This window comes from Chryseobacterium sp. OSA05B (assembly GCF_019970065.1).
Taxonomy (GTDB): Bacteria; Bacteroidota; Bacteroidia; order Flavobacteriales; family Weeksellaceae; genus Chryseobacterium.
This window is the reverse complement of record NZ_JAHXYH010000007.1, coordinates 1-20589: the sequence shown is the minus strand read 5'-3', so window position 1 is coordinate 20589 and position 20589 is coordinate 1. Positions and strand designations below refer to the sequence as shown.

General features: G+C 36.1%; 21 protein-coding genes. 14 read left to right on the top strand and 7 right to left on the bottom strand.

What is annotated here, in order from left to right; genetic code table 11:
* Positions 1-66 precede the first annotated feature (66 nt).
* The gene (locus LC419_RS21120; protein WP_223609202.1) at positions 67-516 is read left to right on the top strand and encodes a GNAT family N-acetyltransferase; all 450 of its coding nucleotides are present in this window, start codon (positions 67-69) and stop codon (positions 514-516) included.
* A 504-nt stretch (positions 517-1020) separates the two neighbouring features.
* Positions 1021-1587 carry a hypothetical protein gene (locus tag LC419_RS21115; protein ID WP_223609201.1) on the top strand — a complete coding sequence of 189 codons (567 nt, stop codon included), beginning with the start codon at positions 1021-1023 and terminating at the stop codon, positions 1585-1587.
* An 81-nt stretch (positions 1588-1668) separates the two neighbouring features.
* Here LC419_RS21115 and LC419_RS21110 read toward each other — a convergent pair whose 3' ends face one another.
* The 4 genes from LC419_RS21110 to LC419_RS21095 form a co-directional block, all read right to left on the bottom strand.
* Positions 1669-2817, bottom strand: a complete 1149-nt coding sequence (locus LC419_RS21110) for a PHB depolymerase family esterase (RefSeq protein WP_223609200.1) — start codon at positions 2815-2817, stop codon at positions 1669-1671.
* 90 nt (positions 2818-2907) lie between these two features.
* Positions 2908-3507, bottom strand: coding sequence for a Crp/Fnr family transcriptional regulator (locus LC419_RS21105; RefSeq protein ID WP_223609199.1), 600 nt, complete (start codon positions 3505-3507; stop codon positions 2908-2910).
* An 80-nt stretch (positions 3508-3587) separates the two neighbouring features.
* Positions 3588-4169: a hypothetical protein gene (locus tag LC419_RS21100; protein WP_223609198.1), complete on the bottom strand. Its 582-nt coding sequence runs from the start codon at positions 4167-4169 to the stop codon at positions 3588-3590.
* 460 nt (positions 4170-4629) lie between these two features.
* Complete coding sequence (locus tag LC419_RS21095; protein ID WP_223609197.1) at positions 4630-5499, bottom strand: RimK family alpha-L-glutamate ligase; 870 nt, start codon at positions 5497-5499, stop codon at positions 4630-4632.
* 421 nt (positions 5500-5920) lie between these two features.
* Between LC419_RS21095 and LC419_RS21090 the strand changes: the two genes are divergently transcribed.
* The 5 genes from LC419_RS21090 (at position 5921) to LC419_RS21070 (ending at position 11050) form a co-directional block, all read left to right on the top strand.
* Positions 5921-6286 carry a BlaI/MecI/CopY family transcriptional regulator gene (locus LC419_RS21090; protein ID WP_223609196.1) on the top strand — a complete coding sequence of 122 codons (366 nt, stop codon included), beginning with the start codon at positions 5921-5923 and terminating at the stop codon, positions 6284-6286.
* 6 nt (positions 6287-6292) lie between these two features.
* A complete protein-coding gene (locus LC419_RS21085; protein WP_223609195.1) occupies positions 6293-8272 on the top strand; it encodes a M56 family metallopeptidase in 1980 nt (659 codons plus the stop codon).
* Between the two features lie 68 nt (positions 8273-8340).
* Complete coding sequence (locus tag LC419_RS21080; RefSeq protein WP_223609194.1) at positions 8341-9231, top strand: GLPGLI family protein; 891 nt, start codon at positions 8341-8343, stop codon at positions 9229-9231.
* Between the two features lie 256 nt (positions 9232-9487).
* Positions 9488-10042 (top strand): sugar O-acetyltransferase, encoded by a 555-nt coding sequence (locus LC419_RS21075; RefSeq protein ID WP_223609193.1) that lies wholly within the window; start codon positions 9488-9490, stop codon positions 10040-10042.
* A gap of 246 nt (positions 10043-10288) precedes the next feature.
* Positions 10289-11050, top strand: coding sequence for a TlpA disulfide reductase family protein (locus tag LC419_RS21070; RefSeq protein WP_223609192.1), 762 nt, complete (start codon positions 10289-10291; stop codon positions 11048-11050).
* Positions 11051-11112: 62 nt separating this feature from the next.
* Here LC419_RS21070 and fsa read toward each other — a convergent pair whose 3' ends face one another.
* Complete coding sequence (gene fsa, locus LC419_RS21065) at positions 11113-11766, bottom strand: fructose-6-phosphate aldolase (protein WP_223609191.1); 654 nt, start codon at positions 11764-11766, stop codon at positions 11113-11115.
* Between the two features lie 140 nt (positions 11767-11906).
* On the opposite strand from fsa, the gene LC419_RS21060 reads away from it, so the two are divergent.
* A complete protein-coding gene (locus LC419_RS21060; RefSeq protein WP_223609190.1) occupies positions 11907-12395 on the top strand; it encodes a YdeI/OmpD-associated family protein in 489 nt (162 codons plus the stop codon).
* A gap of 575 nt (positions 12396-12970) precedes the next feature.
* On the opposite strand, the gene LC419_RS21055 is transcribed toward LC419_RS21060, so the two are convergent.
* Positions 12971-13537 (bottom strand): hypothetical protein, encoded by a 567-nt coding sequence (locus tag LC419_RS21055; protein WP_223609189.1) that lies wholly within the window; start codon positions 13535-13537, stop codon positions 12971-12973.
* Positions 13538-13735: 198 nt separating this feature from the next.
* On the opposite strand from LC419_RS21055, the gene pepE reads away from it, so the two are divergent.
* From pepE to blaIND, 6 genes are all read left to right on the top strand, one after another.
* On the top strand, positions 13736-14428 hold the full coding sequence (pepE, locus tag LC419_RS21050; RefSeq protein WP_223609188.1) for a dipeptidase PepE: 693 nt from the start codon (positions 13736-13738) through the stop codon (positions 14426-14428).
* 19 nt (positions 14429-14447) lie between these two features.
* Positions 14448-15008: a hypothetical protein gene (locus LC419_RS21045; RefSeq protein WP_223609187.1), complete on the top strand. Its 561-nt coding sequence runs from the start codon at positions 14448-14450 to the stop codon at positions 15006-15008.
* A 56-nt stretch (positions 15009-15064) separates the two neighbouring features.
* A complete protein-coding gene (gene dacB, locus LC419_RS21040) occupies positions 15065-16435 on the top strand; it encodes a D-alanyl-D-alanine carboxypeptidase/D-alanyl-D-alanine-endopeptidase (RefSeq protein WP_223609186.1) in 1371 nt (456 codons plus the stop codon).
* Between the two features lie 6 nt (positions 16436-16441).
* Positions 16442-17593 (top strand): HAMP domain-containing sensor histidine kinase, encoded by a 1152-nt coding sequence (locus tag LC419_RS21035; RefSeq protein ID WP_223609185.1) that lies wholly within the window; start codon positions 16442-16444, stop codon positions 17591-17593.
* Positions 17593-18480, top strand: coding sequence for a hypothetical protein (locus LC419_RS21030; RefSeq protein ID WP_223609184.1), 888 nt, complete (start codon positions 17593-17595; stop codon positions 18478-18480). Before LC419_RS21035 ends, LC419_RS21030 begins: the two co-directional genes overlap by 1 nt.
* Positions 18481-18753: 273 nt before the next feature.
* Positions 18754-19488 carry an IND family subclass B1 metallo-beta-lactamase gene (gene blaIND, locus LC419_RS21025; RefSeq protein ID WP_223609183.1) on the top strand — a complete coding sequence of 245 codons (735 nt, stop codon included), beginning with the start codon at positions 18754-18756 and terminating at the stop codon, positions 19486-19488.
* A 61-nt stretch (positions 19489-19549) separates the two neighbouring features.
* Here the strand turns inward: blaIND and LC419_RS21020 are convergent.
* Positions 19550-20589: PDZ domain-containing protein (locus LC419_RS21020; protein WP_223609182.1), on the bottom strand; the 1040-nt coding region annotated here is incomplete at its 5' end.

The following is a 20589-nucleotide window of genomic DNA, read 5'->3' as shown; positions in this document are numbered from 1 at the left end:
TCTGGAGTACAAATGTAGTCCTATTTAAAAATATTTTTGTGCTGTTAATAAAAAATAATGACAGAAATGAATTACACCATTAAAAAAGCAGGCCTTGAAGACTTAAATGAAGCGGCAGAACTATTTAATCAGTACCGAATTTTTTACCGTCAGGAATCAGATCTAGAAAAAGGAAAAGCATTCCTGAAAGAAAGATTTCTGAACCATGAGTCAGATGTATTTTTGGCTTTTTCAGAAGGGAAAGCAGTAGGTTTTGTACAGCTTTATAAATTATTCCATTATACAAAATTGCAGAAGCAATGGCTGTTAAGCGATCTGTTCGTACATCCGGATTACAGAGGGAAAGGGATTTCCGTAGGACTTATCAACCGAAGCAAAGAATGGTGCGAAGAAACGGACGCCTGTGGACTGATGTTGGAAACAGAAAGAACCAATGATATCGGAAATACTTTATATCCTCGCTGCGGATTTGAGTATGACGGACTTCATAATTATTATCATTGGTGGAGAAGCTAGTGATTAGAAGTTAGAAGTTGGAGGATTTCGGTATTATTTCTGGTGGTCAGTAATCACATCACCACATCACCACATCATCAAATCACCATATTGTCTCAAAAGTAGTACTACTTCTACACGGCTATCGATTTAATTCTACAAAATATTTTTTAACGGGACCTATCGGAAGCTTACTTTTGTACCGCTCTTACTGATCAGGAGACTGGTTGTAGAGTTTTATTTATGTTTAATAGATCTCCGCCTTCATTTTCTACTTTTTCCCGAATGTTTTTATGATTAGTACATAACTGCTTTCATGGCGGGGATCTTTTTCCACTACTTATTTTAAGCGATTTTTATCGGATATATGATGAAAGAATAGTATATATTCCTAACTACAAAGAGAACTGCATGGTGGTTCTCTTTTTTTATTCAAGACAAAGGGTAATGGTTTTTTAGACTAACTTGGTACACTAAGATGTAAGGTTAATTTTTTCATCTTTTTACCATCAAAATCCCGGGCTTATGGAAACTATTATCATCACAGAGCGGAAAAAATCAGTCATCACGGATTCGATTTTACTGACTTTATTTGGCGGTGTACCCTTATTTTTCCTGGTGAAATGGTTGATTTTAGCAGATGAAGGTAAAATTTTCATTATTTTTCTGATCATCGTTACGCTGTTTTTTCCTATCGTTACCCTTTTCGGATATATCTGGGATGTAAAACAGAGCATCATTTTATCTGAAGACAGGATAAAACTCTGCTATGGACGAAATATCGTTGACATCATGCACTTTGAAGGCGCTTTTTCCATACCGGATGAACATAAAATTCCATGGTCAAAAGTGACCGGATTTCATATCGATGCTTACGAACGCCAGGAACCGACTGAAGGTGGCGGCTATACGACCAGCACCAAGTTCAGTCTTATCGTTACATTAAAAAATAAAGAAAAAGGTGAAGCTGATTTTGAGAAATTCAATCCTAAATATTATGCGATCAGGCTGGGTAAATTTGAAGAACATCCCAATACGATAGCCGCAATTTGTGAAAATTACCGAAAGCAGATCGAGAATACGAAACAATAAAATAAAAATCCCACTTAAAAAAAGCGAGACCTGTTATATTTAAATGATGATTGGTGTTTAAATAAATTTGAGGAAAGATGATTATTCAATGATTATCTTTTTAACGGTTACCTTCTTTTCGTTATTGGATTTTACAGATAGTAAATAAACTCCATGAGAAAGATGGGTAGATTTTAAAGAGAGCGTATATTGATTGCTGCTGTCTAAAGTTACTTTTTCAGACAGGACTTTTCTACCGTTAAGATCTGTTATTTCTAGCTCTATATTGAAGTAGTTCTTTGGAAACCTAAGGGTAATATAGTCCCTCGCAGGAACGGGAGAGACGGAGAATGTAACAGGAGCAGGCACATCCGAGACTGCCAAACTGCTGTTCTGAGTGAAAAACTCCCAGATCTTTTGGGTGTAAGAAATATCATTTTGTGAGGTAAGCCATGTGTGGCCGGCATTATTGACTTTAAAAAGCTCAATTACGGAACTGTTGACCGGACTGGTATATCGGTAGTTGTCTACTGTATATCCGTCATTGGCCGTGTTGGCCAGCGCCGTGTATACAGGAGTGCCGTTTGATGAATTATTGGTTTTCCAGTAACTGATCAACTGATCCACAGAATTTCCAAAATTATTGTTCGTATAACCGATAGTGGCATCAGCGGTACCATGAAAATGGGCAATAGACACCGGACGTCCGGGCGTTCCCTGAGCGACAGGCAGGATTCCGTTTCCGAAAGTTCCGGCCACAGAAGCAAATACTTTTATTTTATTATTCAGAACCAGAGCCAGCCGTTCCGTCAAAAATCCTCCCATAGAAAACCCACAGGCAAAGACTTTATTGTTGTTGATGCTGTAATCCTGCTGTACTTTATCTATCAGTGCGCTTATAAAGCCGATATCATCCACATTGGCATTGGGTGTATAAAAAGAATATCCGGCGCCTGAATTCCAGGCTGTTCCTGATAAAGGATCACTTATTGCCTGCGGGCAGATCACAATGATATTTTGGGTTTCGGCGAGATCAGCAAAACCAATATTTCTGAAATTAGCCATGGTATCTCCCAATCCGTGCAGGGTGAGAACCAGCGAAGCGGGATTTTGAGCATTATAATTGGAAGGAACGTAAATAGAATATTCCCGGAGTCCGGAAGCATGCTGAAAAGTTGCCGTCTGCCACTGTTGGCTGTAAAAAATACCGGTGATGAGCAAGAATAGAAACAGAATTGATTTTTTGGTCATATCTTTTTTTTCAAAGATATTACCCGGACTTACATAGTCAATTTGACAAAAATCAAATTAAAAAATAAATGTTTTGACATTTGTCAAATATTACTTTTTCGAGCGGATCCTGCTTAGCGTTTCCTGTGTTATTCCTAAGAAAGAAGCAATCATACCAAGAGTAAGAAGTTCAGCTGCTCTCGGATGTGATTTTACAAAATCATCATATCTTTCTTCTGCTGTCTGAAAAAGCATTCGGTCTATTCTGTTTTGGGTCATGATTAAAACGCTGCTCATGATCATCCTGTATAAGTACTGAATATCCGGATAGGTGGCAGAAAGTTCTTCCAGATCTTGATAGCTGAGCTTCCATAAAATACAGTCGTCTAAAAGCTCGATCCCCCTTTTGTCAGGTTTCTGACGGATAAAGCTTATGATAGACAGAAGTAAGGTTTCCTCTCCTCTGAAACCATCCGTTACATCTTTTTCATCCTTATAGTAGAAAATTCGTGCTGCTCCCTTTTCAATAAAATAGATATGTTCACAAATCTGATTGGGTTTTACCACAATACTGTTCCGGGGAAGTTCTTCTTTTTTCAGTTTTGTGAAAATAGCCATCATCGCTTCCAGAGATAAAGAAACGGGTGAGGTATCTTCATGATTGATCATTGAGCTGATGTAGGAATTGATTGCAGTAAAAATATTGAGCATGGGATAAAAATTGAATGGAGTAGAGGCTTAAAAAAATCCCACTTTTTTTAAAGTGGGATTCATTATGGTATACGTTAATATTATTGAGCTAATTGACCGAAAGGTGTAAGCTTGTTATCATCAGACATGGTCTGTCCCAAAAAGTCTTTTTTCTGATCACCTTTCATTCTTCCTGCTGCTTCCTGTGCGTTGAAATAAGCTTCGCTCAGTTTGGTAGTAATGTCAGCCGGTTTGAAATCAAATTTTGTATCCCCTTCCACACCCAGATATCCGTTCTTTCTGGTAAGGTTTGAGATATAGTTTCCGTAGTTGATGAATGTATTTCTCAGGTATTGCGTATGGTAATCCATACATTTTTTAGCTTTTTTGGAGGAATTGTTCAGGATACAGTTCTTCATATTATTTCTGTACAGGAACCATTCGGATTCCAGAATCCCATACTCTTTTCCTAACGCCGTTTTCCCGTTGGTGACAATGTTGTTGTCTCCTTCTTTATCAGCGATAGCCTGAAGATGTTTGATGACCAATGGAACCGTATTTTCGATTTTGGTTTTGGTTTCCTTTAAGATACTGAGATCTGCCGCCGGAGAATTTTTCTTTTGAGCCGCAGTCACGTTAAAAATAAGAAGTAATAGTACAATCAATAAATTATATCTTTTCATGAGAAATTTTTAAAGCACTAAAATAAATATATTTTCTCACTTTAAACAAGTTCATTTTAATTTTCTTTAATAAATTTTAACAAATCTTTAATATAATGAGTTCATTATTGTACAAATGATGATTGCAGGATGTTTATTAATGCTATTTTTAAACTGAATGAGTGGCTGTAATGAAAATTAAAGTTCCATTTATTGTTCGACTTATTTAAATCTGAATCATATTTATTGAGAAACAATCTTCGCTACTATCCATGTCAAGGTTCAAAACCTTGACATGGTTAAAAAGTCAAAATTACTCATCCTGTATTATATGCAGAAAACAAAAGTGGAGACAAGGCTCATTTGCCGTGGTAATAATCATTAGCTTAATCTAAGCATGGGATAATTTAAGTTTAAAGCTGGAGGAGGTAAGGTATGATATCAGAAAAAATAATACCAGATAACAATTTCCAGCTTCAATTTATGAAATCAAAGCCATTAATGCCTGATAATAGTTTTCCAGTAAATCAATATTCCCATTAAGGAATAAATAGGGCTCTATCAATTCCAGCTCCATTAATGTAAATTTATTGTTGATAAGAACACCGTCCACTCTGGCATAAAGTGTAGGTTGTGCCAGACTTTTTAGATAGGTTCCCGCCTGTTCTATATGAAGCGGATCAGGTGCAGGATAACTGATGCTGCCGCCGTGATAGTGCTGTACCCTGAAATCATTTTGCTTGGGTGTTTTTAATGAACAGTGACTGTATTCACCATTGAAGAACAGAAACGACCACTCGCCATTTTTTATTTCCTCCACAAAAGGCTGTACAATATAATCTTCCGTTTCTAAGAGCTGCCCGATTTCCTCCTTACGTTCTTTAAGATTGTTTTGAGTAACAATGCCCGTATTTTGAGCGCCTGCACTTACACAGGGCTTTACAACCAACTGATCAGTCCCGAACAAATCAAAAAAGCGACCGTCAAAATCAGAACCTTTATTAATATACTCTGCTGCAATGACCGGCAGTCCGTTTTGGGCGATATCTTTAAGATATTTTTTATGACTGTTCCACCGGATGATCTCCACCGGGTTTAAGACCCTGACATTGAGTTTTTCCAGTTGATTCAGCCAATTTAAAAATGCCGGTAAATGGTTGTGATAATCCCATGGAGATTTAATGACAGCTACATTAAAACCGGTCCAGTCTGCATTCTCATCATTCCAGATGACCGAGGTAACATCTAGCCCTTTACCAATTAAAAAATGTAAAAGATCTGAATCCTCATCATTGGCAACTCCCTGTGTCAACTTTTCCTGTTTTTTATAACCAACCAGCGCAATTTTCATATTTTTTCCCATTTAATACAAATATCATTAAACAGGATCAATCTAAATAGTTACAGTTTGGGCTATTTGGATAGATACAGATCGTTTTATAAAAGTAAAAGAAGTTTGTATGAGATCAGATTGTTTGAATCGGAATATAAATTATCTAACCCGTATTTTTTTTAACCAAGTTTTAAGAATGTATAGCTTAATCGGAGCTTTTCATGCCTATTAAACAGGTAATAAATAAGAGTATTAAAAATTTAACATATTTTAATAAAATTTATCTTTCTGATTTTCAATGTGTTATAATTGGCTATCTTTTATCACTAAAAAATTAGTTGTTTGATTCATATTTATTTCTACATTTGTATAACTAATTTCTTAGTGATATAGAATTCTATGAAAATTCTACATCATTATAATGATAAATGAAAAGGATATGATAATTCAGAATTTAACGAAAGCGGAAGAGCAGGTAATGCAGTATTTATGGAAACTGGAAAAAGGATTTCTGAAAGATGTTCTGGATTTATTTCCCGAACCGAAGCCGCATACAAATACAGTCTCCACGATTTTAAAGGTATTGAAGGATAAAGAATTCGTAGACTATCATGTATACGGAAGACAGCATGAGTATTTCCCGTTGGTCACCAAAGAACAGTATTCCGGGAAAACGATGAAAAGTCTCGTGAAAAATTATTTCAAAGGTTCCTATAAAAGTGCGGTTTCCTTTCTGGTGGAAAAGAATGAAATGACCGTGGAAGACCTTGAAATGCTTTTGGATGAACTCAAAAAGAAAAATTAGCAGACTATGGAAACTGTACTTCTATACTTTGGAAAAGTAATTCTAAGCTCCGGTGTAATGTTTTTGTATTATCAGTTGTCTTTAAAAGACAAGACATTCCATCATTATAACAGATTTTATCTGTTGGGTGCGATGGTGATATCGCTGCTGCTGCCCCTCATCAGGGTGGATGATTTTACGATAGAAGTGAATAGTGACCTCTATATGCTTCTTGATAAGATACAGAATTTTAATTCAGAAAAAAACATAGACAATGGCCACACTTATTTTAGAATTATTTTTTCAGCTTTGGGACTGGTTTCTCTCTATTTTTTAGGGAAGTTGATTTTTGGAGTCATTAAGATCCAGCAACTTAAGAAACAGTTTCAAAAAGAAAGTTTTGACGGGATCAATTTTTACCGTACAGACCTGACTGAAGCTCCGTTTTCATACTTTAAAAATCTATTCTGGAAAAATACCATCACATTGAATTCTGAGGTAGGAGAACAGATTTTAAAACATGAAATGGTCCATATTGAGCAGAAACACTCTTTCGATAAGATATTTATTGAGATCATCACTTCTGTTTTCTGGTTCAATCCGTTTTTTCATATCATTAAAAAAGAGATCAGCCTGATCCACGAATACCTGGCGGATAAAAAAGCCGTCAGACAATCGGACACCAAAGCATTTGCGCAGATGCTTTTAGCAAGCCACTTTTCCGGAACACAGTTGCCTGCAGCCAGTCCGTTTCTAAGTTCAAATCTAAAAAAACGACTCAAAATGTTACAAAAACCCAAAACCAAATTCGGATATGCGCGTAGAATTTTTGCATTACCGGTTTTATTTTCAGTGGCTTTTGCCTATATGGTGAATGCCAAGAACAAAGAAATTAAGGAAACCAATATAGCAATTGAAGATGCCGTTGCACAGATCAAAAAAGATACGGTACGACCTGAAAAAATCGAAAGAAAAGAAGTTATAGAGCCTAAATATTCAAGACAGTCTTCCAGCGAGAAAAAATTGACAGAGCTTGGAAAGAAAATTGAAGAAAAAAGCAAGGCTTTAAAAAATCTGAAACCTGAAAGCAAAGAATTCCAACAAAAGATCGATGAGATCAGTGAACTTTCAGGAGAATTAGGAGCCATTACCAGTTCCGATGACTTTAAAATAGCGATGACGACTTCTGCGGCAGAAGCCAAAAGAGTAAATGATTTTTTCAAATCGGACGAATGGAAAAACAAAACCAAAGCTCTTGAGAATATGGGGGTAGAAATCCCGGATTTATCCAATCTTAGGATAGAGTTTCCAGAAGCTCCAACATCACCTCCTATGCCACCCAAAGCTAATGGAGTGAGAGTATTCAGATTTAATAATACGGCCGGTTATCAGAACTGGGGCCCGGTTACAGAAAAAGAAGCCAGAAAGGCTATGAAAGAAGGAAAAGCAGCCAGAAAAAAAGCTGAAAAAGCAAGAATTGAAGCCATGGAGTTAGGTGAAAAAGCCAGACAAAAAGGGGAAGAAGCAAGGCTGCAGGGAGAAGTTGCAAGAAGAGCAGGTGAGAAAGCCAGACAGAACGGCGAAATTGCCAGGATTCAGGGGGAAGCTTTAAGAATAGCCGGAGAAGGATCCAGAATAGATGGTGAAAAAGCGAGACAAATGGGTGAAAAAATCAGACTGGAAGTGACCAAAAGGCTGGCAGAAAATGGAGGTGCAAACGTTTATTTTTATAACGGAACGGACTTGAATAATCTCAATTCAAAGGCGAGAACAATGATCATGGAGGCCGATTACATCAAGCGAGATTCCAACGGAAGCATTGCGATGAATGGAGTAAAAAAATTTAAAGTGAGTGGTTCAGAGGATATGAAAATATTTCTGGACGGAAAAGAGATCAGTAAAAGTGAGCTGGATGCACTGAAACCCGAAAAAATACAAGCGATCATCATTAATAAAGACTCCTCAAAAAACAAAAGCGACGAGATAAGAATTCAGACAAAGAAATAAAGTACCCTAAAGCTTTGTCAATGATTGATTGGCAAAGCTTTTTTAATTAGAGGAAAAATACATCAATTATGAAAAGAAATTATTTTATTGTATTGGCATTTCTGAGTGTGTTCGCCAATGCACAGGTCAACAGATTCTTTTATGACTACAAATACATCGCGGATTCTACCAATAAGGCGGAAGTGAAAAGTGATATCATGCTTTTAGATATAGACAAAAGCGGATCTAAATATTATAGCCGTGAAAAATTTATTTCAGATTCTGCCACAAAAGCAGATATTGCCAAACAGATGAAAGGCGGATTTGGAGGAAGCATCAATATCAAGAAAAATATAAAGCCGGGAACTATTTTTTCAAGCGTTACAAAAAAGTATCCGGACTATAGTGTATCGTTTTCTGAAAAAGTAGGGAATACTACCTATAAAGTGGCAGAAGATCAGAAACCGGAATGGAAAATTCTTCCGGATAAGGAAAAAATAGGAGAGTACAATACCCAGAAGGCCACGACCAACTATGGAGGAAGAAGCTGGACTGCATGGTTTGCAACAGATATTCCCATTCAGGACGGGCCATATAAATTTTATGGACTCCCTGGGCTTATCGTAAAAATTGAAGATAAAACCGGATCTCACATTATGACTTTAATAGGCAATAAGAAAACGGAAGCAGCTTCTGAAGAAGACCTGCAGATACCAGGGCTTACCATGATTGGCTTAGGAGGAAAAGAAATCGAGGTCAATAAAAAACAGTTTAAAAAAGCATGGAAAGACTACGTTACAGATCCTACAAAAGATATGAAGCAAACGATGAGTACATTGCCCGCAGGCGCAGTAGTCAATATGAAAAATGCGGATGGGAAAAGCATTGATATGAATGAAATGTACAGGAATATTGAAAAAAGAGCTAAGGAGGAAATACTAAAAAACAACAATAAAATAGAACCGGAACTTTATAAGTAATAAACTGGTTTCCAATGGTAAAAGAAAGCAGGGTGATTTTTCTAATCATCCTGTTTTCTTTTATGATCCTGAATGCTTAAAATTTAAACTTAAATCATAACAGAGAAAGAAAAATGTCAATGAATTGTCGTTAAAAACATGAGCTGATAAAGTAGTTTATGTAATTGTTAATACAGAAAAGAATGGTTATTAATGACTATCCTGTTTTTTTTGGTATTATCGTATCTTCAACCCCTAAACTTTGAATCCTAAAAATATGACAGAAAAGGAAAAATGTGAGGCGGGACTTTTATATAATGCTAATTATGATCAGGAACTCATCAACGAAAGAATTGCTGTTAAAGACCTATGTCTGGAATATAATCAGCTGAAGAACTCTGATGCCGAAAACAGGAATCAATTAATCAAAAAGATTCTCGGAAAAACCAGGGAACATATTTGTATTGAACCTAGTTGCTGGTGTGATTACGGTTATAATATTGAAGTTGGAGAAAACTTTTATGCCAATCATAATCTGACCATTTTAGACTGTGCAAAGGTAACGTTCGGAGATAACGTTTTCATCGGACCCAACTGCAGTTTTTATACCGCCGGACATCCGCTTGATGCCAAACAGAGAAACGAAGGCCTTGAATACGCCCATCCTATCACATTAGGAGATAATGTATGGCTGGGAGGAAATGTAGTGGTTCTTCCAGGAGTGACGATCGGAAGTAATGTAGTAATTGGAGCGGGAAGTGTAGTTACCAAAAACATTCCTGACCATGCCGTTGCGGTGGGGAATCCATGTAAAGTCATTAAAAAGTTATAAGAAAGCTATTTAGTCCTATTAAAATTGATCTTTTAAAACAGTGTTAATATTTATATTATTAAATAAAATTTCAATTACATCTAATTGTTTTTCTATAATTAGGTAATATGTAGTAATAAATACAAAACGTAAAATATATGGAATAAAATTAATAATTTTACATCAAATTGATTCTAAGGTAATTGATTTGTTTAAATGTAATTATTAATAGATATAAAAACGAAAATGGGAAAATTTAAAAACACAATGAAAATCTTAATTCTTCTTGTCGGTCTTGCTCCTCTGTATTGTATGGGTCAGTCGTCAGGAAATGATGTTTTGAAAGGATTAACTAAATTGGATAAAAATGAATTAAAATTAAGAAGTAAAGAACTTCAGTTTGATGGTGAAAGTATCCCGGTTTATTTACCGGAAGGAACAAGGGTAAAGGGAATGGAAATGATGCAGGCTATTCAAAGTGATGATTATAATGTTGAATTCTATAAAAATACAGCTGGAGAAATAAAGGCCATTTATCTGAAACAATTATCAGAAGAAGAAAAAGCTAAACAAAAAGAATATATTGCGAAGGCCAGAAGTGAAAAGCCGGAGCAGCCCAGAACTCCTGCAAAAGATTTTACTGCTGTAGATTTTGAGAAAAAACGTTTCAGTCTGAAAGAACTGAAAGGAAAGATAGTTGTGATCAATTTTTGGTTTACAAGCTGCAAGCCTTGTCTGGTGGAAATCCCTGAACTTAATAAACTTGTAGATAAATATTCAGGAAAAGATGTTGTCTTTCTGGGAATTACTTTTGATAATCAAAAAGCTTTACAGAAGTTTTTAACTAAAAAAGAATTTAAATACCATTTGGTACCGAATGCTAAAAAGATTATTGATGATTATAAAGTAAACAGCTATCCGACACATATTGTCATTGATAAAGACTCAAAAGTTGCTTTTTCTATCAATGGTTTGTCATCACAAGCAGTGCATGAAGTAGATGATACGATTGAAAAACTTTTAAAGTAAGTATAATAAATCCGCCTCACATTAAATTGTAAGGCGGATTTATATTTTAAAAAAACGCTGATTTAAGCCAGTTTCTGAGAATCGGCAATAAACTGAGCCAGTCCGCTGTCCGTTAATGGGTGCTTTAATAAGCTCAAGATCGGAGCAAGTGGAGAAGTGATGACGTCTGCCCCGATTTTAGCACAGTCGATGATGTGCATAGAGTGACGGATAGATGCTGCCAGGATTTCAGTCTCATACATATAGTTATCAAAAATCAATCTGATCTCCTGAATAAGACCCAGTCCGTCTGTAGAAATATCATCCAGTCTTCCTAAGAAAGGAGAAACGTAAGTAGCTCCTGCTTTAGCCGCTAAAAGCGCCTGTCCTGCAGAGAAAATAAGTGTACAGTTCGTTCTGATCCCTTTATCAGAGAAATATTTTAATGCTTTGATCCCGTCTTTGATCATTGGGATTTTTACCACGATATTCGGGTGGATAGCTGCCAATTCTTCCCCTTCTTTGATCATTTCTTCGTACGTAGTAGAAAGTACTTCAGCAGAAATATCTCCGTCTACAATCTCGCAGATCGCCTTATAATGGTTTTTGATCGCTTCATTTCCCTGAATTCCTTCTTTAGCCATTAGTGAAGGATTAGTGGTTACCCCATCTAAAATTCCAAGGTCTCTTGCTTCTTTGATCTGTTCCAGATTAGCTGTGTCAATAAAAAATTTCATTTCGTTGATAGATTTATTCCTGCAAAGATAATGATTCCCTTCGTGAGTGGAAAATTTTAATTTTGCCAGATGCCAGATGCCAGATGCCAGATGCCAGAAGCCATAAGCTAGATCACCATAAAATATTATCTTTGTTAAACATGAAAAACAACAGTTTTACAGCCATACTGGAAATTATAGGTATTAATCCTTTTGTTTTCGTTCCTGAAGAGATTTTGAATGAAATTTTCAAGGCTTCAGGTAAGGATAAAAGCCCGATTCCGGTGAAGGGAACGGTCAATGGAAAGGAATTTCAGCAGAACCTGATGAAATATTTGGGGGAATGGCGGCTGTATGTCAATTTGGTGATGCTGAAAAACTCACCCAAAAGAATAGGAGAAACGCTCGAAATTGTCATAGAATTTGATGACTCGGACAGAAGTATACCCATTCATCCCAAGCTGGATGAAGCGATTAAAGGTAGTACGGTAGCCTCCCATAATTTTGAAAACCTGATTCCATCAAGAAGAAACGAGCTGATCCGCTACATCAACAACCTGAAAACGGAAGCCAGCATCGAAAGGAATATTGAAAAAATTATTCGCCATCTTCATGGAGAAACAGACTTCTTTGGGAAAAGAATTGATTAGAATAAATCATCATTTTCAGCATTCAAAACAATATGAACTGGTTTTAAGATGAGAAGAACGAGACTGCGCCACTTAAAAAGCAAACATTTTCTCCATACGCTTCATCGAATAAAAATATTCATTTAAATTATTGGAAAAGGAATAGGTAAAAGGTAGAATTTGCGTTGATCGTGTGATCGTTTTAAACGTTTAATAATCGCAAGGATAAACAAAGGTTTTTGAAATAGCGCCATTTAAAAAAGTAAAACAAAAAATGTCTGGAAAACCTCAAAAATTAGATTTTCTGATTTTTAGTGAAAATTCTGTATGTAAATAAGTGAAACGCCTTTGTTTATCAGTTCTTTGTTTTCTTTGCGTGGTAAAAAATAATACATAGCTTAATTTATGAAGATGTGCAATTCATTAGAGTTTGTTTAAATGCGAAGTTTGATTTAATATCGTTGATTGTGACGGGTACAATGAGGGATTCAATTTCATTGATTTGATTAAGCGGCCACTTTACTATATATTTAAATAAAATGCCCCTAAAAGTCTAACTTTTAGGGGCAACCCATATATTTGGGATTTTGTTTTTATTATGAGTTTAAAACTTTACTAAGTTTTACAGCATCCTGATTGGTTGGATCATACTGTATAGATTTGGCAATATGCTCTTTTGCTTTGGCAGGATCACTTTTCTGTTCTGCAAAAGCAATATAGAAATAGGCATAAGCAAGGTTTTTCTTATTCTGATCTACTTCTGCAGGTTTTACGGTAGCAATATATTTTTCATAAGCCAGTTTTGCATTGGCATCGTCTTTAGCAGACTGATACGCGTAGGCCTGACTGTAATAAGATGGAGCCCAATCCGGTAGTAAAGCGGATATCTTTTTCCAGGTATCTATGGCATTGGTCCAATCTGAGGCATCCTGATAAGCTGTCGCTAATTTTGCTAAAGCATCCGTATCTTTTGGATTGGCTTCAATTTGCTTTTTAAGAGCGTCAATGGCTGGGTTTGATTGTGTAGTGGTGGTTGCAGCTGTCGTCGCCGTTGTGGCAGTTGCTGTATCTGTTTGAGTCGTTTGTGCATTTACAAAACTTGCACTTCCTGCAAGGATCAATCCTAAAAATAGGTTTTTGATATTGATTTTAGTCATTTTCATAATCTTACATTTTTAAATTCTACATTCTAAAATTCAATAATAATTCCACAAAGTCTCAAATTTTAGAAGCTTTAAGGTTTTTTGGAAAATATTAACGGATAATTGTTTTTTTTTAGCTTAATTTTTGATTCGTTGATGATTGAGTTTATCTTTGTGATTCAAACATTTTTTAATAATCACTATAATTTCCTTACTTCAATGAATATCATATTAGCCTCAACATCCACTATTTTCGGTGGTGAATATCTGGAATACTTAAGAGAAGAATTAATACAGCTATATAAAGGAATAGATGAGATCATTTTCGTTCCTTTCGCCAGACCTGGTGGAATTTCCCATGACGATTACACGGCAAAAGCCGGTTCTTTTTTTGAAACTATTAATATTAAAGTAAGAGGTCTTCACGAATTTGACAATAAAGAAGGAGCCTTAAATAATGCTCAGGGATATTTTACAGGAGGTGGAAATACATTTTTACTGGTGAAAACTTTGCATGAAGAAGGCCTGATGTCTGTTCTTAAAGATAATGTAGAAAACGGGAAAGCCTATCTGGGATGCAGCGCCGGAAGCAATATCGGAGGCCAGAATATGAAGACAACGAATGACATGCCTATCGTATATCCGCCAAGTTTTGAATGTATGGGACTTGTTCCGTTCAATCTCAATCCGCATTATCTTGACCCAAATCCTGAATTGAAGCACAATGGCGAAACCAGAGAAACAAGGATCAGAGAATTCCTGACTCAAAATGATCTGAAGGTCGTTGGCCTTCGTGAAGGAAACTGGATCAGAAGAATTGGAAATACGATCACCGTAGAAGGCAGTGAATTGACCAGAATCTTTGAAAAAGGGAAAGAACCATATGAAATAGAGGCGGGGACTTCAATTTAGTAATTCTAAAATTATTTTCATGATTAAAAGATTACTCATCTGTTTTGTTTTATTTTTTGGAACTTGTAGATCACAGGTTCCAACAATTTCAGATGAAGAGATATATGATGTTATTAATTATGTCATTAAAGTAAAAACCGAACATATTAAAAATATAAAAGTTATTACGGAAGATGTAAATTATAAAACTCATCAAAGTGATGATTACTTTTTAGACATTAAAATATTAAAAAATGACTTTAATCAAAAAGATATTAAATCAATAAAGCAACAGTACGAAGATTCTGAAGGGTTCGTTCTTAACCCAAAATATATTCAGAATTTAAGGATCGTTCATAAAGCAAAATTGTTGGCATACAAATCAGAAGGGAAACATTTTTGGGATGAGTTTAATAAAAAGCATGGAAAGACATCTTTTATGTTTGTTGGTAAACCTTTATTTTCATCTGATAAATCTAAAGTAATCGTAAGTTATGGTCATTACTGTGGTGGTTTATGCGGAAACGGAGAAAGAGTATTGTTAAAAAAAGTAAACGGAACCTGGACTTTAGAAAGAAAATTGTCAGGTTTCATAAGTTAATGGGGAGATTTGAATTAAGGCAGAATCTTTTCTATATTTGAATAAATAAGCTTGTAATGAAAAAAACACTTGCAGTTCTTATACTGTCGGTTCAGATATTATCTGCTCAGAATATGGCGCAGAAACTGGATAAAGCTACCAAAGACCTGATGGATTCTTCTGGTGCTGTTTCATCCGGTTTATCGTTTTACGTAACAGACGAAAGCGGTACTTTGATCTACGAATATCAGGGGAATAAAGGGCTTTCAACGGCTTCTACCCAGAAAATATTTACAGCTGGGGCTGCTCTTGAAATATTAGGAAAAAATTACACCTATAAAACAACGGCCGGTTATTCAGGGAATCTTTCATCAGGAACGCTGAACGGAGATCTGATCATCGGTTCCAATGGTGATCCAACCCTTGGAAGCTGGCGGTATGAAGCATATAAACCGGAAAGTTTTAAGAAGAAATTCATTGAAGCGCTTAAAAATTCAGGCATAAAAAAGATTGCAGGGAATCTGGTGATTGATGATTCCTATTTTGACCATCAGACCATTCCGGGAGGATGGCCCTGGGATGATCTGGGGAACTATTACGGAGCGGGAGTCTGGGGAATCAACTGGAGAGAAAATCAGTTTGACATCAATATTAATGGCACAGAATTCAAAGGGTTTTCCTATCCGCTTGACCATATAAAATGGCTGAATGACCTCAAAGCCGGTGGAAGCTCAGATCAAAGTCTCATTTTTACGGCACCTTATTCTGACGTTGCTTTGATCAATGGAACGCTGCCAGCCGGAAAAACAGTCACGGTTTCCGGTGCTTTACCCAATCCGCCACTGCAGTTGGGAACTGAGGCATTACAATGGCTTAAAGAATCAGGGGTTGAAATCTCCGGAAAAGCAATCACAGGTTCACAACTGCAATTAGAAGGAAAAACGATCCCGGGAGCTCCTAAAAATACAATTCTTACCTACGAATCGCCAACTTTAGATAAAATGGTCTATTGGTTTTTGAGAAAAAGTGTTAATCTTTACGGTGAAACTTTCATTAAAACCTTAGGAAAAGAAAAAAAAGGGAATTCCAGCTTTAAAAGCGGAGTAGCTTATCTGAAAGAATTCTGGAAATCAAAAGGGATCAATCCGAATATGATCAATTTTGCAGACGGAAGCGGACTGTCTCCTCAAAATTACGTAGCTGCCAAAGCTGAAGTTCAGGCCTTGATCTATGCCAAAAAACAAGCTTGGTTTGATGCCTATTATGACGGTTTTCCGGTTCAGGACAATGGAATGAAGATGAAAAGCGGAACCATGAGAGATACCAAATCTTTTGCAGGCTACCATACCGCGAAAGATGGCAAAAAATATGTATTTTCAATCATTATTAATAACTATCAGGGAAGCGGGGGTGCAGAACTGCAGAAAATTCTGAATGTCTTAAAATAAAAAGCTTTGAGGAAATCCATACTGGCCAGACTGAATAACTGGATTATATTTTTATTGATGACCATTGTGGTGGTGACCATTGTAGTGGCCTCAACGATTCTGATCAACTTTCTGAGAAAAGAAGAGATCAAAAGGGTAGATATTCTGGTAAGTGCCCTGAAATTTCAGCAGGAAGTGACACCGAGTCTTGAAGTTCAGGAATTGATCCTCAAAATATACAGCTCGAATACCACCATTCCCATGGTTGTCCTGGACAGGGATGACCGACCGATGGTTCATAAAAATATTCCTCAGGAGATTGAAAGTGATCCTTTACAGGTTACCATTCTGGCCAAGAAAATGGCGAAAAGCTATCCGCCTATTGAAATTAAGGTGCCTGACGGTAATAATCAGTTTGTGTATTACGACAACTCGCAGATACTTAATAATTTACGGTATTCACCTTATATATTAGGTTTTTTTATTTTATGTTATTTCCTGTTTTCATTCTGGTTTTTAAGAACGATCAAAAAAACGGATGAAGGCTATCTCTGGGCCGGACTGGCGAAAGAAACGGCACACCAAATCGGAACTCCGCTTTCCTCGATGATCGGTTGGATGGAGATTATGAAGCTGGATAACCCGGAATCTGAAGGCATACACGAAATTGAAAGAGATATTGAAAGACTCAGGACGATTTCCGAACGTTTTTCAAAAATCGGTTCTGTTCCTGAACTTAATGATTTGAATTTTAATGAAACCATCTCAGAAAATTACGACTATCTTAAGACAAGAATTTCAAAGAAGATCAATTTCACGCTCCATCTTCCCACCTATACCATTTTGGTTCCCCATAACAAGATCCTGATGAGCTGGGTGATCGAAAACCTTGTGAAAAATGCGGTAGATGCCATGAAAGGAGAAGGAACACTGGATATGTACGTTTTTGAAAGAAACAAAAATATACTGATCGAAGTCAAAGATACTGGAAGCGGAATGACCAAGCAGCAGGCAAGAAATGCTTTTAAACCAGGCTACTCAACAAAGAAGAGAGGTTGGGGATTAGGACTTTCCCTTGCTAGAAGGGTTATTCACGAATACCACAACGGAGATATTAAAATTTCCCAGACTGAGGTAGGAAAGGGAAGTACATTTAGAATAACGGTTAAAAAAGCGTAATGAATCGTGTTTTGTTTGTATTGTTTTTTTTATTCTTCCTTGTAATTAATTCTCAAGTAAGGCAGGAAATTTATAGTATTACGGACAGTATATGTGAAGCTTACAATAAAATACCCACACATCACATCTCAGAAAAAAATAGTAAAGATATCAACCAACTTCAGAGATTCAGATCGGATCTTGCACTAAAGGCTAAAGATCATGAATTAGTCTATATCTATAAAAATGATTCCAGACCTCTTATCAAAATTGAAGTTTTAAAAGAAATTTTCAATAGAAATCAAATTGATAAGCTAAAGCTATTTAAAGAAACGGTGCATTTTACAGATGAAATTAAATTACTTCCGGGAGAGGAACTTTACCCGATTCAATGTATTTTCTTTGATAAATTAACTTATGATGAAACTAGTTCCGAATTATCAGAGGACTTAGTAGAGTATGTTTTTAGATCAGAGCCCTTAAATTTATCTTTAATTGAAAATATTCAACATAAAATTCCAAGTACAGATAAGTATTATAAGAAGGTCCGAAAATTAACAATTGAGAACAGATCGGTCCTTCTGCTAAGTTTTATTGCTTCACTTAAAAATGAAAAAGATATTGATCTTATTAAAAGTTTTGGAATTAATTCTTTTGCTGCCATTCAGGTGTTTCCTGATGAACAATTTATTCCTTTCTTAGAATCGCTGGTAAAAATAGAAAATTTAGACCATGAATATTTATCTTTAGCCGCTAGGTTTTGTAAAGATCCTAAATCTAATAGTCTTATTTATAAAATTTTTGAAACCTTAAAAGGCTCTAGGGCACAATTAAGCCTCTTTGAAAGTCTTTTGAAGGATAATAAATGCAGGTTAAAATACGAAAAGGAAGCAAATTTAAAGAGATAGAGTCTTCATAATTGCTGTCTTCTATTAAAAAAAAGTTAAACCCCTTTTCATTCTCCTCATTTTATCGAAATTATAATTAGTTTCGCGGTTCGTTCAATTCGAGGTCTAGGTTTGAGAATCGGAATGTTTTAGAGTTTAAAAGTAACTTAGTTGCTTGTTCAAATCTCGGAACCCGTATCCCGAAACATATCTGAAATCTGATGTCTAAAATCTTGGCTCTTGGTTCTTAAATCTTATATCACATTACAAATCAATTTAATACTATAAAAAATTATGAAGAAAAGTGTTAAGGTCTTTACAATGTTGTTTTTATTCTTAATTAATTTTTTTAATGCGCAGCAGGTACGCGATTTTGAGATCGAGCCACCTCTTAGTCCCAACCTGTATTTATACAAAACATTCGGAGTTTTTGGGGGTAAAGAATACTCAACCAACGCGCTTTATCTGATTACAAAGAAAGGGGTCGTGTTATTTGATGTTCCATGGCAGAAATCCCAATATCAAAGTCTTATGGATACCATCAAGAAACGTCATGATTTACCGGTGATTGCTGTATTTGCAACCCATTCGCATTCTGACAGAGCCGGAGACCTGAGTTTTTACAATAATAAGGGAATCAGCACTTATGCAACAGCAAAAACGAATGAACTGTTGAAGAAAGAAGGTAAAATCACTTCAACTCAACTGATAAAAGTTGGAAAGAAATATAAAATCGGAGGCGAGGAATTTACAGTTGATTTCCTTGGAGAAGGACATACTGCGGATAATGTAGTGGTATGGTTTCCCAAATATAATGTTCTGGACGGTGGGTGCTTAGTAAAAAGCAGTTCTGCAGTTGATCTTGGTTACACAGGAGAAGCCAATGTTCAGCAATGGCCAACGACGATGCAAAATCTGAAAGCTAAATATCCGGCCAGCGCCAAAGTAATTCCAGGCCATGATGAGTGGAAAGGCAACGACCATGTAAAGCATACGCTAGAACTCTTAGAAAAGCAAAGCGGTAAATAAGAAATACAAAAAGCGGAGAAATTTTCTCCGCTTTTTTATTAACTATTAATTTTTCAATGTGTTATTTCTTTCCTATCAGCCACTGAGTTTGCAGTTTCAGTTCTGCCGGGGTAGGATTGGCTTTATACTGAAGACTTTCAATCGTCATTTTGTCTAAAATAGCTTTTCCTTTAAGTTCTATTTTATCAGTCTTATCACCATTTTTTCTAAGGATGGTAACGGTAACATTCTGCCCTTCCTTAATTGATTTAGCATAATTGATAAAATCCTGCATTTTCTGAATATCGATTGTTTTTCCATCAAGAGCAAGAATCTCATCTGTAATCTTGAATCCTACGCTTTTCGCAAAAGGGGATAATGCTGAGCTTTCATCAAAGATAAACGTATTGTTCTTATCATTATAACCTGTCTGATTCGGGTCTTTAATGAACCAGAACAATGGAGGTGTATCCTTCTTTTTCGCTTCTACGCCTACCATATTCAGATATTCTGCATAGGGTGTAGGCTGGTTTCCTGCGATATATTTGTTATAGAAATCCTTTACTTGAGGATACCCGGTTACGGTTACCAGTTCATCGATCAGTTTGTCATCTTTGAAAGGTTTATTTTCCCCGAACCTCTGGGACAGCTTTCTGATCATATCGCGATAGCCCATTTCCCCGTTAGATAGTTTTCTAAGTTCAATATCCAGACACATAGCCAGCAAAGCTCCTTTTTCGTATACGTTTCTGTACTGATCTTTATATTGGTCCTGCAGGACATTTTTACTCATCACCGTAAACGGCATCGTATCATCGTAATTCTTGGAATTGGTGATCTTTTCGTTCATTCTCTGAAGGAATTCATCCTTATTGATCAAACCTTCCTGAATCTGGAAAAGATTGGCAAAATATTCTGTTCCTCCTTCATACATCCATAAGTGCTGAGACATTTTCGGATCTGCATAATCAAAATAATGGATCTCTTCAGAATGTGTTTTCAAAGGATTCACCGTGTGGAAGAATTCATGCGAAACAACATCTGTAATCGTTTTGTCGATCGCTTCTTTCGGCATCATTTCAGGAAGTACCACACTGGTAGATTCATGGTGCTCCAATGCTC